This is a genomic window from Sphingomonas sp. SORGH_AS_0879 (genome assembly GCF_030819175.1).
Classification (GTDB): Bacteria; Pseudomonadota; Alphaproteobacteria; order Sphingomonadales; family Sphingomonadaceae; genus Sphingomonas.
Genome location: NZ_JAUTBJ010000002.1, coordinates 1,671,754 through 1,684,929, shown reverse-complemented (window position 1 = coordinate 1,684,929; position 13,176 = coordinate 1,671,754). Strand labels below are relative to the sequence as shown.

At 66.8% G+C, this 13,176-nt stretch carries 6 protein-coding genes and 1 pseudogene; all 7 read left to right on the top strand.

Translation table 11 applies throughout. The features are described 5' to 3' along the window. Nucleotides 1-33 precede the first annotated feature (33 nt). The 7 genes and pseudogenes from QE379_RS08750 (at nt 34) to QE379_RS08720 (ending at nt 13,154) form a co-directional block, all read left to right on the top strand. Nucleotides 34-1,029, top strand: coding sequence for an IS5 family transposase (locus tag QE379_RS08750; protein ID WP_306999721.1), 996 nt, complete (start codon nt 34-36; stop codon nt 1,027-1,029). 319 nt (nt 1,030-1,348) lie between these two features. After that, nucleotides 1,349-2,980, top strand: a complete 1,632-nt coding sequence (locus QE379_RS08745; RefSeq protein WP_306999720.1) for a Na+/H+ antiporter — start codon at nt 1,349-1,351, stop codon at nt 2,978-2,980. Nucleotides 2,981-3,059: 79 nt separating this feature from the next. Next, on the top strand, nt 3,060-4,058 hold the full coding sequence (locus QE379_RS08740) for a DUF3667 domain-containing protein (RefSeq protein ID WP_306999718.1): 999 nt from the start codon (nt 3,060-3,062) through the stop codon (nt 4,056-4,058). A 254-nt stretch (nt 4,059-4,312) separates the two neighbouring features. Further along, complete coding sequence (locus tag QE379_RS08735; protein WP_306999717.1) at nt 4,313-6,910, top strand: glycoside hydrolase family 2 protein; 2,598 nt, start codon at nt 4,313-4,315, stop codon at nt 6,908-6,910. Next, nucleotides 6,907-9,423, top strand: a complete 2,517-nt coding sequence (locus QE379_RS08730; protein ID WP_306999716.1) for a glycoside hydrolase family 3 C-terminal domain-containing protein — start codon at nt 6,907-6,909, stop codon at nt 9,421-9,423. The genes QE379_RS08735 and QE379_RS08730 overlap by 4 nt, the downstream gene beginning before the upstream one ends. Before the next feature lie 20 nt (nt 9,424-9,443). Further along, nucleotides 9,444-10,845: pseudogene (locus QE379_RS08725) on the top strand (glycoside hydrolase family 125 protein). After that, nucleotides 10,842-13,154 carry a GH92 family glycosyl hydrolase gene (locus QE379_RS08720; RefSeq protein WP_306999715.1) on the top strand — a complete coding sequence of 771 codons (2,313 nt, stop codon included), beginning with the start codon at nt 10,842-10,844 and terminating at the stop codon, nt 13,152-13,154. The pseudogene QE379_RS08725 and the gene QE379_RS08720 overlap by 4 nt, the downstream one beginning before the upstream one ends. Nucleotides 13,155-13,176: the final 22 nt, after the last annotated feature.

The following is a 13,176-nucleotide window of genomic DNA, read 5'->3' as shown; positions in this document are numbered from 1 at the left end:
ATTCCTCTGCGAAACGTCTGGCAATGAGGATGGTTGAGTGATTCACTGTGCGGGCAGGAGGGCATGGTGATGGTCGAGCAGCGATCGCTGGTGGAAGCGTTGATGGATCCGCGCTTGGGATCGAATGCGAAGCTGTCGGGGATCGAGCGGCTGATCGACTGGAGCCGGCTGGAGCCGCTGGTGTCGCCGCTGCGGCAGGGTCGGACGGGTCGACCGCCCTATGCGCCGCTGGCGATGGTCAAGGCGCTGTATCTACAGGCGTTGTATGATCCGTCGGACCCCGGGCTGGAGGAGGCGCTGCTCGACCGGCTGTCGTTCCGGCGGTTCTGCGGCTTTGCGCTGGATGGCGGCACGCCGGACGAGACGACGCTGTGCCGGTTTCGCGCGGCGGCGGCGGCGGGGGACGTGCTGGAGCGCTGCTTTGCCGAGATCAACCGGCAGCTGGATGCGCAGGGGCTGGTGCTGCGGCGGGGGACGATCCTTGATGCCTCGGTGGTCAAGGCGACCCGCAAGCCCCCGCGCGGGGACGGGATCGCGCCGGGTGATCCGCACCCCCAGGAGCCGGGTGCCGACTGGACGCGCAAGGACGGCAAGCCGGTGTTCGGCTACCGCTTCCATATCGGCATGGACGAGGGCTCGGGCCTGATCCGCAAGCTGGCCTTCACCTCGGCCAGGGTCCAGGATGTCGAACGGGCCGACGCGCTGGTCTGCGGCGACGAAGGCGCGGTCTATGCCGACCGGGCCTATGAGGGCCAGGCGCGTCGCAAGGCCCTGAAGGCGGCCGGGATCAAGGATCGCATCATGCATCGCCGGCACCGCTACATGCCAAAGCTGCCGCGCTGGCAGGCCCGGCGCAACCACCTCATCGCCAGACGGCGCGCCCCTGTCGAGGCGGTCTTCAGCGCCATGAAGCGCCTCTACGGCAAGGCGCGCACCAGATGCCTGTCGATCGAGCGGAACGCCGCAGACTTCCTCGCCTTTGCCACCATCTACAATATCAGACGCGCCGCCATCCTTGCCGCTGGCTGAGCCGGAGCGATCCTGCCCCTCCAAACCGGCCAGCCAAAGCTGACCAAGGCCCGTACCGGATCCCTGAAGCGACAGCCTCGCCCAGATCCTCTGTCACAAATGAGCCGTTTCGCAGAGGAATCCTGCGAGGGGAGGAAGAGGCCCAAACCACCACCCCCTCCCCCGAAAACCCGTTTAACGGGTTGAACCACCCTTGCCGCCCATGTCATTCATGGGCTTCGCGCGATTCGGTGCGGGTTTGGCCCGCCTGTCGCTGATTTCTCGGTCGTGCCGCTCGTCGCCATGGCCGCTCCAACCGCTGCACCCGAAAGGTCCCCGATTGGACGTCATTACGCTCAGCCTGTTTCTCCTGCTCGCCGTGGTGTTGAGCGGTGTCATCTCCCGCCTGTTGCCCTCGGCGCTGCCACGCCCGCTGGTGCAGATCGCGCTGGGCGCGGTGATCGGGGGCATCGCGCAAATCCGGGTGGAGCTTGATCCGGAAATCTTCTTCCTGTTGTTCGTGCCACCGCTCCTCTTCCTCGACGGCTGGCGCATTCCGAAGGACGAATTGTTTCGCGACGCGGGCGCGGTGCTGGGGCTGGCGCTGGGGCTGGTGTTCCTGACGGTGCTGGGCATGGGGTTGTTCATCCATTGGATGATCCCGGCCATGCCCTATGCAGTCGCCTTCGCGCTCGCCGCCGTGGTGTCGCCGACCGATCCGATCGCGGTGTCCGCCATCGCGCAAAAAGCGCCGATTCCCAAAAGGATGATGCACATTCTGGAGGGCGAATCGCTGCTCAACGATGCGTCGGGTCTCGTCTGCCTGCGCTTCGCGGTGGCGGCGGCGCTGACGGGGGCGTTTTCGCTGACCGGAGCGGGTCTTACATTCCTGTGGATGGCGGTGTCGGGCGTCGGCCTGGGCGTCGCGATCGCCTGGGGCACGATCACCGCCAAGGGGCTGTTCGCCCGCCGCTTCGGCGATGACAGCGGATCGAATATTCTCGTCAGCCTGCTGATCCCCTTCGCCGCCTATCTGGTCGCCGAGCATATCGAAAGTTCGGGCGTGCTGGCGGCGGCGGCGGCGGGTATCGCCATGTCCTTCACCAACGTCTCGTCCGGGGCCAAGGCCGCGACGCGCATCCGGCGGCAGGCGGTGTGGGACATGCTGCAATTCACGCTGAACGGCATCATCTTCGTGCTGCTCGGCGAGCAATTGCCGCAGGTCTTCGCCGGCGCGCGCGACACGGTGATGCTGACCGGGCATGACAGCGTCTGGTGGCTGGGCCTGTACGTGCTCGCCATCGTCGCGGGACTGGCGGCATTGCGCTTCGCCTGGACCTGGGTCGCGCTGCGCCTGACCCTGTTCCGCCAGCGCAACATGCCGGGCCGCACCAGCCCGCCGCGCCGGGTCATCACCGCCATGTCGGTGGCGGGCGCGCGCGGGGCGATCACGCTGGCGGGTGCGCTGACCCTGCCGCTGACGCTGACCGACGGCACGCCCTTTCCGGCGCGCGATCTGGTGATCTTCCTGGCCTGTGGCGTCATCCTGTCATCGCTGGTCATCGCCAGCCTGACCCTGCCGCTGTTGCTGCGCGGGCTCGCCTTGCCGAGCGAAGACGGAGCCAGCGAACTCGACCGCACCCGCGTCGCCGCCGCCAAGGCCGCCATCGCCGAACTGGAGCGGCTCCAGCACGAAATGGCGGAGGGGCGCGACGATGCCGACCAATATGTCGAGATCGCCTCGCGCCTGATGGACGACTATCGCAGCCGGATCGACACGCTGGAAGGCGACTTCGATCCCGATGCCAAGCGTTTCGAAGAGGTCGAGCGCAAGATGCGCCTCGCCGCGATCCGTGCCGAGCGGCGGGTGGTGTTCGAGATGCTCAACGCACGGATGATCGGCTCCGGCACGGCACAGAAACTGGGGCGTGAACTCGATCTTATCGACACGCGCCTCTCCGCGCAAAGCTGACGCGGCGGTCATCTTTGCGCTTGCGCGGTCGCGAAAATTATCGTGTCTCGCCAACGGGCTTTTGCATCGGGGGGATGGGATGCACGCGCAGATCGGGGAAAGCTGTCGGAATTGCGGAGCGGCGTTGGTCGGGCATTATTGCCATGAATGCGGCCAGTCCTCGCATATCCACCGGACGCTGGGGGCGTGGTGGCATGATTTCAGCCACGGCGTCCTGCATATCGAGGGGCAGGTGTGGCGCACCATCGCCTTCCTGTTCACCCGCCCCGGCGAGTTGACCCGGCGCTATATCGCGGGCGAGCGGCGGCGCTTCCTGTCGCCGCTGGCGCTGTATCTGTTCGGCGTCTTCCTGCTGTACGTCGCCTATTCGATATTCGGGGGCTTCGGGTCGATCAACGCCTCGGACGCGCGGGAAGCGGCGACCGAAGTCCATGCCGAGGCGGTCAAGACGCAGGGCCAGATCGCCGCGCTCGACCGCCAGCGATCGAGCATCCTCGCCGACAAGGGCAATGTCGGGGCGGTCGACCAGGAGCGTGCGCGGCTGGCGGAGCGCTATCGCCAGCTCGAACTGACCAGCACCGCATTGGGCGGTGGCGCGACGAAGGCGACTGCGTCGGGCGACGGCGAGCATGAAGAGCGGGTCATAACGGGCTGGAAATCGCTCGACGAAAAGCTGGCCCATGCCATTCGCGACCCGGAATTCCTCCTCTTCAAGATGGAGGCCAATGGCTATAAATTCTCTTGGGCGCTGATCCTGTTGTCGATGCCCTTCATGGGGCTGGTCTTCATCTGGAAGCGCGGCGTGGCGATGTTCGACCATGCGGTCTTCGTCACCTATTCGCTCAGCTTCGTCAGCCTGTTGCTCGCGATGATGATCCTGTGGGCGAAGCTGGCGCATCTGCCGGGCGAGGCCTTTCTGCTGCTCGCCTTCCCGGTCCATCTCTTCTTCCAGACGCGCGGGGCCTATGGGCTGGGCTGGCTGTCCGGCCTGGTCATGACCATCATATTGTGCGTGATGGCGGAGCTTGTCCTGCTGCTCTGGGTGATTGGATTGCTGGCGCTCGGTATCGCGCACTGAACCCGCCTGCCGCCCGTCAATAACCCGCCAATCGGTTGCATCGCCGGTGCGATGCTCGCAACCTCATAAAAGGGTGGACGCCCTTGGTCCGCCTTGCCATGATACCAAAACATATCATGAGAATACCGGCGCATGATAAGCCGGCAAGCAAGGGGATGCGGGTGCCAAAGAAGAGCCTGACATTGCAGGGAATTTCACCCATCGGCTTGCCGCTCGCGGCACCTGCGAAGCCGTCAGTTTCTGGGAGCATCCGCTTGAAACATCGCCTCGGCCTGATCCTGGCCGCGCTCGCCCTCCCCCTGCCCATGGCCTTCCCCGCGCTGGCCGCGCCCAAGACGGTGGCGACACTCGACCGCTGGCAAGTGCGGATCGATCCGAAGGACGCAGAGGCCGCGCGTGCGCACCCCCAAGCGGCGAACTGGCTGGCCGCGACGGTGCCGGGCAGCGTGCAGCAGGACCTGATCGCCGCCAAGATCGTCCCCGATCCCTATAAGGGCGCGAACGAAGCGCCGATCCAATGGGCGGGGCTGACCGGCTGGCAGTATCGGACCTCGCTGAACGTCACGCCGGAGATGCTCCGCCGCGATCACCTGGACCTGGTGTTCGAGGGGTTGGACACTTTCGCGACCGTCAGCGTGAACGGTCGGACGCTGCTCTCCGCCGACAATGCGCATCGCCGCTGGCGCGCGGATGCCAAGCCGTTGCTCAAGGCTGGCGCGAACGAGATCGTCGTCACCTTCGCCTCGCCGATCAAGACGCTCCAGCCGATGGTGCTGGCCGAGAAGCATCCGCTGCCCGGCGAGTACGACTCCCCCTATGGCGACGAGCCCAAGGGCGTTCAGACCGCCCCCTATATCCGCAAGCCGAAGTACCAATATGGCTGGGACTGGGCACCGCGCATCGTCGATATCGGCATCTGGCGCTCGGTCCGGCTGGAGGCGTGGGACGCCGCGCGGATCGATGGCCTGCGCATTGAGCAGGAGGCGCTGACCGATGCCGAGGCACGTATCCTCGCCCGCGCTTCGGTGGTGGCGGACCGTGCCCAGACCGGACGGATGGACGTCACCGTCACCGGGCCCGATGGCCGCCGCATCCGTGTCCGCCGCGATGTGGCGTTGCAGGCGGGCGAGAATGACGTCACCGTCCCCGTCTCGATCGCCCGCCCACAGCGCTGGCAGCCGATCGGCTTCGGCGCGCATCCGCTCTACACGGTCAACGCCACGCTGGCGGGCGCGGATGCGGTGGAGAAGCGCACCGGGCTGCGCACCGTCGAACTGGTCCGTGAAGGGGGTAGCTTCGGGTTGAAGATCAACGGCAACGTGATCTTCGCCAAGGGGACCAACGTCATCCCCTTCGACGCCTTCCCCGCGCGCGTCTCCGCCGCGACCGAGCGACAGATGCTGGAAAAGGCGGTCGCCGCGAACATGAACATGGTCCGCATCTGGGGCGGCGGCTATTATCCCGAGCACAGCTTCTACAACGCCGCCGACGAACTGGGCCTGATGGTCTGGCAGGACTTCATGTTCGGCGGCAGCGTGACGCCCCCCGACGCGAAGTTCCGCGAGAATGTCCGCATCGAGGCCGAGGAACAGGTCGCGCGCCTGCAATCGCACCCCTCGCTGGTCATCTGGGCGGGCAATAACGAGGTGCTGTCGGGTTGGGAAAACTGGTCGGATCGCAAGGCGTTCAAGAAGGCGGTCGGCCCGGACGAACAGGAACGGATCGGCACCGGCATGGCGGTGCTGTTCGACCGCGTGCTGCGCGAGGCGGTGACGAAGAATTCACCCGGCATCCCCTATTGGCCCGGCTCGCCCTCGACCGATTATGAAGGGCCGACCGACACCGACAAGGATGGCGACCGCCATTTCTGGGATGTCTGGTCGGGCTCCAAGCCAGTCGAGCGCTATACCGATAGCTGCCCACGCTTCATGTCGGAATATGGCTTCCAGGCCTTCCCCGACCTGTCGACCATCGCGACCTTCGCCGACCCGGCGGACTTCCGCATCGACAGTCCGGTGATGAAGGCGCACCAGAAGTTCCTGAGCGGTGAAGGCAATGACCGCATCACCTTCTACCTGAAGCAGAATCTGCGCGATCCGCGCGACTTTGCCGATCTGGTCTATCTGTCCCAGGCGATGCAGGCGCGCGCCATCGGCCTCGCCGCGCGCCATCACCGCGCCTGCCGCCCGGTGACGCTGGGTTCGCTTTACTGGCAACTCAACGATAGCTGGCCTGCGATCAGTTGGTCGAGCATCGACTGGACCGGGCATGACAAGATGCTCCAGCACGAGGTCCGCCGCTTCTTCGCGCCCCAGACCATCGTGGCCGAGACCAAGCCCGGTGCGACCCGGATCGCCCTGGTGTCGGACGCGACCAGTCCCAAGCCGCTGGGCTGGCGCGTCACCGGCTATGCGATGGACGGCCGCAAGCTGGGCTCGCAATCGGGCGGCGTGACCATGGCCGCCGCCTCGGCCAGCGATGTCGCGATGATTCCCGACGCAGCGCTGTTCGCCAATGCCGCGCCCGAAAGCAGCTACGCCGTCGCCGAACTGTTCGACGGCGACAAGGCGATCGCGCGCCAGATCGTCGAGCGGAAGGTGCCGCGCGACATGGCCTATCCCGCCCCCGGCATCACCGCCCGCTGGGAGGGCAAGCAATTGACGCTGAGCGCGCGCAACCTCGCGCGGCAGGTACAGGTCAATTTCGGCACCATCGCCGCCGAACCGTCCGACGATGGCTTCGACCTGTTGCCAGGCGAGAGCATCACGCTCACCATCCGGAGTGACGCGGACGCCGCCACGCTGGCGCGCACGCTTGCCATCTACACCCTCGGTCCGAAGGACGCCCAGTGATCCCCTTCCTCCTCCTCGCCGCCGCCGGTCAGGCTGCTCCCCCCGCCCTTCCCGAAGCAGCACGGAAGCTGACCATCGAGCAGAAGGCGGCGCAACTGGTCAACGAGGCCCCTGCCGAACCCGCGCTCGACCTGCCCGCCTATGACTGGTGGAGCGAGGGGCTGCATGGCATCGCGCGCAACGGGCCCTCGACCGTCTTTCCGCAGGCGATGGGCATGGCCGCCACCTGGGATCCCGCACTCATCCAGAAGGTCGGCGATGTCGTCGCGGTCGAGGCGCGCGCGAAGTTCAATTCCCGGCCGCTGAACGCCGATCGCGGGCTGTATCAGGGGCTCACCATCTGGTCGCCCAACATCAATATCTTCCGCGATCCGCGCTGGGGCCGGGGTCAGGAAACCTATGGCGAGGACCCCTTCCTCACCAGCCGCATCGGCATCGCCTTCGTCCGTGGCCTGCAAGGGCCGGACCTCAAGCACCCCAAGGTCATCGCCACCGTCAAGCATCTCGCGGTCCATTCGGGGCCGGAGGGCGGGCGCGACAGCTTCGACGTGATGGTGTCCCCGCGCGATCTGGAGGCGACCTATCTTCCCGCCTTCCGCGCGACGATCACCGAGGGGCAGGCGCTGTCGCTGATGTGCGCGTACAATGCGATCCACGGCACGCCGGTCTGCGCCAGCCCGATGCTGCTGACCCAGCGGCTGCGCACCGATTGGGGCTTCAACGGGCTGGTCGTGTCGGACTGCGACGCGGTCGGCAATATCTGGATGTTCCACCATGCCCAGCCGGACGCGCCCGCCGCGGCGGCGGCGGCTTTGCGCGCGGGGACCGACCTGAATTGCGGCAAGGCCTATCTGTCGCTGCCCGAAGGGGTGAAGCGCGGCCTGGTGACCGAGGGTGAGATCGACACCGCGCTGGCCCGTGCGCTGGCGGTGCGGCGGATGCTGACGGTCGATAGCCCATGGAACCGGATCAAGCCCAGCCAGCTTGCCACCCCGGCCAATCGCGCGCTGGCGCTGGAGACGGCGCGCAAGGGCATCATCCTGCTCGACAATCCGAGCGACCTGCTGCCGCTCAAGGGCAAGCGGATCGCGGTGTTCGGTGCGAATGCCGATGATCTGGGCGTGCTGGAGGCCAATTACCACGGCACCGCGATCAACCCGGTGACGCCGCTGGAGGGCATCCGCGCGAAGTTCGGGCGCGACATTCGCTATGCGCAAGGCTCGGTGCTGGCCGAGGGGGCGTTCGTCGGCGTGCCCGAAACCGCGCTGTCGGCGAACGGCAAGACCGGCCTCGCCCTCGAGACACTGGGCGCGAACGGCCAGTGGTCGGCGGCGGGTCAGGACCGCCGCATCGACTTCAACTATACCAAGGTCGCGCCCTTCCAGCGCCGCTGGACCGGCACGCTGACCCCGCCTGGGCCGGGCCAGTATCGCCTGCGGCTCGACGGCCCGGCCTGCTGGCATGCCTGCCCGGCGCATGACGCGGTGAAGCTCTACATCGACGACCATCTGGTTATCGACGACGTGATCGGCGGCAAGACGCTGGAAACCGCGATCGACGGCAGCGCGCCGCGCCGCATCCGCGTCGAGATCGACCATAAGGGCGGCGACGAAGGCTTCCGCCTGCAATGGCTCCCCCCCGCCGAGGCGCTTCAGGCCGAGGCGTTGAAGGTCGCGGGCGATGCCGATGTGCTGGTCGCGGTGGTCGGCCTGTCGCCGGATCTGGAGGGCGAGGCGCTGGGCGTCTCGGTCCCCGGCTTCGCAGGGGGCGACCGCACCGATATCGTGCTGCCCGAGATGCAGCGCAAGCTGCTCGCCGCGCTCCAGGCGACCGGCAAGCCGGTGGTCGCGGTCGTCGTGTCGGGCTCGGCGGTGTCGCTGGGTGACTTCAAGCCCGCCGCGACGCTGGCGGCTTTCTATCCGGGGGCCGAGGGCGGCACCGCACTGGCCGAGATCCTGTCGGGTGACGTCAACCCGTCGGGCCGCCTGCCCGTCACCATCTATCGGTCAACCGCCGATCTGCCCGCCTTCGCCGATTACGGCATGAAGGAGCGGACCTATCGCTATTTCACCGGCAAGCCCGCCTGGGGCTTCGGCCATGGCCTCAGCTACACCAAATTCGACTATGGCCAGCCGACCGTGACCGCCAGCGTTGCCGTCGGCCAGCCGGTCGAGGTCGCGGTGCAGTTGCGCAATATCGGCCAGCGTAGCGGCGAGGAAGTCGCGCAAGCCTATCTGGTCCCGCCGACCACCGACGAGAAGCCGGTGATGACCGACCCCGTGCTGCAACGCCAGTTGGTCGGCTTCACCCGTGTCGCGCTCAAGCCCGGCCAGGCGGGCACCGCGCGCTTCACCATCGATCCGCGCCTGATGAGCCAGGTATGGCGCGACGGCAGCCGCCGCATCCTGCCGGGTACGTACAATCTCTATATCGGCGGCGGCCAGCCGGGTGACGGCGCGGGCCAGTGGACGCAGTTCACCGTCACCGGTCAGGCGCAGGACTTGCCCAAGTGAGGCCCAGCCGTCGTGAACTGATCGCCGGGGGCGCGGCGCTGGCCGCCGCCCCGGCCTTCGCCGCCGCGCCTTCGCTTATCAGCAAGCGGCCGCCGGTGGCCGAACGCCGCTTCGTGTCGAAGGCGGTCGAGGCGGAGATCGCCCGCGTCTCGAAGATGATCGCCGATCCCGAACTCCGCTGGATGTTCGGCAACTGCTATCCCAATACGCTCGACACCACCGTCCTGTCGCTGGGCGAGGTGAATGGCAAGCCGGACGCCTTCGTCATCACCGGCGACATTCCGTGCCTTTGGCTGCGGGATTCGGCGGCGCAGTTGCGGCCGTACCTTCACCTCGTGAAGCGCGACCCGGCGCTGGGGCGGCTCTTCCGGGGGCTGATCGGGCGACAGGCGCGGTCGATCCTGATCGATCCTTACGCCAATGCCTTCATGCAGGACCCGAGCGCCCGGACGAACCTGAAATGGGCGCTGAGCGACGATACCGAGATGAAACCCCGGCGTCGCCGAGCGGAAATGGGAGATCGACTCGCTCTGCTACGCGATCCGGCTGGCCTATGGCTATTGGCGCGAAACGGGGGACACGACGCCGTTCGATGCGGAGTGGAAGGCGTCCGCCGCGCTGATCGTGAAGACCTTCCGCGAGCAGCAGCGCAAGGACGGCCCCGGCCCCTATCGCTTCCGGCGGTCCGCGCCCGAGCCGACCGAGACACTGTATCGCGGCACCGGCCTGCCGACGCGGCCGAACGGCATGATCCATTCGGGCTTTCGCCCCTCGGACGATGCCTGCCTGTACGGGCAGTTCGTGCCCGCCAATCTGTTCGCGATGACGGTGCTTCGCGAATTGGCCGCGCTCTCGAATGCGGTCGGCGAGGCCGCCTTGGCGCAGGATGCGACAGCCCTCGGTGCCGAAGTCGAAACCGCGCTCAGGCAGTTCGGCACGATGACGCTGCCGAATGGCGAGCGGGTCTGGGCCTATGAGGTCGATGGCTATGGCAATGCCGTCTTCATGGACGACGCCAATGTGCCCTCGCTTTCGGGGCTCGCCTATCTGGGCTGCGTCGATCCCGCCGATCCGCTGTGGCAGCGCACCGTCGCGGCCTGCTGGAGCCGGAACAATCCCTGGTATTTCGAAGGACGCGCAATCAGCGGCATCGGCGGCCCGCATACCGGGCCGGGCCAGGTCTGGCCCATGTCGGTCATCACCCGCGCGCTGACCTCGACCGATCCGGCGTTGCTTCGCGCCAGCCTCGCCATGATCCGGCAGTCGCATGGCGGGACCGGCTTCATTCACGAAGGGGTCGATATGGACGATCCCACCAAGTTCACGCGCGACTGGTTCGCCTGGGCCAATGGCCTGTTCGGCGAACTGGTCGTCCATGTCGCGGCCACGAGGCCGGAAGTCCTGCGGGAGACCTTTGCATGATCCTGAGCCGCCGCGCGCTCCTGGCCGGAACCGCGCTCGCCGCCCTCCCCATTCGCGGTGTGATGGCCAGCCTGCCCGCCTTACCGACCCGACCCAATTTGTTCGTCGGGACGGGCGGTGACGGTCATACCTATCCCGGCGCGGTCCTGCCCTTCGGCATGGTGCAGTTGAGCCCCGACACCGATGTCGAGCGCTGGGACACCTGTTCGGGCTATCACCATGGCGACGGCTCGATCATGGGGTTCAGCCATACCCATTTGTCGGGCACCGGGATCGGCGACATGCTGGACGTGCTGGTGGTGCCGACGCGCGGGGAATTGAAGCTGGTGCCGGGGCCGCTGTCCAACCCGGACGAAGGCTATCGCCAGCGCTACTCCGACGAGATGGCCAAACCCGGCTATTACCGGGTCAAGCTGGAGTCCGGCGTTCTGGCCGAACTGACCGTGACCGAGCGGACGGGGTGGCACCGCTATACCTATCCCCAGGGGCCGGGCCATGTCCTGATCGACCTGTCGCACCTGGTCCTCGACAAGAGCGATGCCAGGCCGCTGATTACCGACGCCGAGCTGACCATCGAGCCCGATGGCACGATCACCGGCACCCGCCGCGTGTTCCGCTGGGCCAAGGGACGGCGCATCTTCTTCGCGATGCAATTGTCGAAGAGGCCGAGCCGTATCCAGCTTTATGGTGACGGCGATGCGCCGGTTGCGGGCACCAACGCCAAGGGCAACCGGTTGAAGGCGGCGCTTCATTTCGACGAAATGGGCGATGCGCCGCTGCTGATCCGTTGCGGCATCTCGGCAGTCGATGTGGCGGGGGCGAAGGCCAATCTGGCGGCGGAGGCGTCGCATTGGGACTTCGGTCGCGTGCTGGAGACGGCGCAACGCCACTGGGCGACCGCGCTGGGCGGGGTCCGGGTCGAGGGCGGGACGCCGGATCAGCGGACGATCATGGCCTCGGCCAATTACCACACGCTGATCGCGCCGACGCTCTTCTCCGACGTGGACGGGCGTTACGTCGGGCTGGACGGGCGGGAGCACACGACACCCGCTGGCCAGTTCGCCTACAGCACCTATTCCACCTGGGACACGTACCGCGCGCTGCACCCCTGGCTGATCCTGACCCAGCCCGAACAGGCCAGGAAGCTGATCGAGGACGTCATCCGCCAGACCCAACAGAGCCTCTACGGCCCGCCGGTCTGGACGCTTCAGGGCAAGGAAACGGGCATCATGATCGGCTGGCACGGCACGCCGATCATGGCCGAGGCGATGGTGAAGGGCATTCCCGCCGATTACGCCGCCGCCTGGCCCGGCATCGCCAAGCGCAGCTTCGACTTCTCCGCGCCCGATCTGGACAATAGCAAGGGCCGCGACCTGTACGACGCCAAGGGCTATGTCCCCGCCGACAAATGGTTCGAGAGCGTCAGCCGGACGCAGGAATATGCCTATGACGACTGGGCCGCGTCGCACATCGCGCGCCGGGTCGGCAAGACGGCGGAGGCCGATCGCCTCCTCAAGCGCTCGGGCAATTGGCGCAACGTCATCGATCCCTCGATCGGTTTCGCCCGTCCGCGCTTCGATGACGGTAGCTGGTGGAAGGATTATGATCCCGTCCAACTCGGCCATATGCCCAAGCCCTGGTGGCGGGATTACACCGAGGCCAATGGCTGGCAGGCGACCTTCCTCAACCAGCATGACGTGTACGGCCTGATCCGCCACATGGGCGGCGACGCCAAGTTCGAGGCCAGGCTGGACGAGTTGTTCAACGCGCCCTCGACGCTGCCCAAGAACGCGCCGCCGGACATTTCGGGGCTGGTCGGGCAATATGCGCATGGCAATGAGCCGGACCAGCATGCCGCCTATCTCTACGCCTATGTCGGCGCGCCGTGGAAAACCCAAGCCATGGTCCGCCGCCTGCTGACCGAGATGTACAAGAACGCGCCCGACGGCATCATCGGCAATGACGATTGCGGCCAGATGAGCGCGTGGTTCCTCTTCTCCGCGCTCGGCTTCTATCCGGTCGATCCGGTCAGCGGCGCCTATGTGTTCGGCGGTCCGCTGTTCGATCGGGCGCAGGTGGCGATGGGCGGGGATCGAACCCTGACCATCGAGGCCAAGGGCAATGGTCCGACCACGCCCTATATCCAGTCGGTGACCTGGAACGGTCGTCCCTGGACCAAGAGCTGGATCGACCATGCGACGCTGTCCAAGGGCGGCACCCTGTCCTTCACCATGGGCGCGCAGCCCAACCGCGCCTTTGGTCGCAACCCCAAGGACCGCCCGCCCTCCTTCGACCACCTGCCTGCCTGATCCCTCCCGGAGCCGCCTTGAA

Coding starts and splice junctions, on each gene's coding strand:
- QE379_RS08740 (WP_306999718.1), top strand. CDS start 3,060: ATGCACGCGCAGATCGGGGAAAGCTGTCGGAATTGCGGAGCGGCGTTG.
- QE379_RS08720 (WP_306999715.1), top strand. CDS start 10,842: ATGATCCTGAGCCGCCGCGCGCTCCTGGCCGGAACCGCGCTCGCCGCC.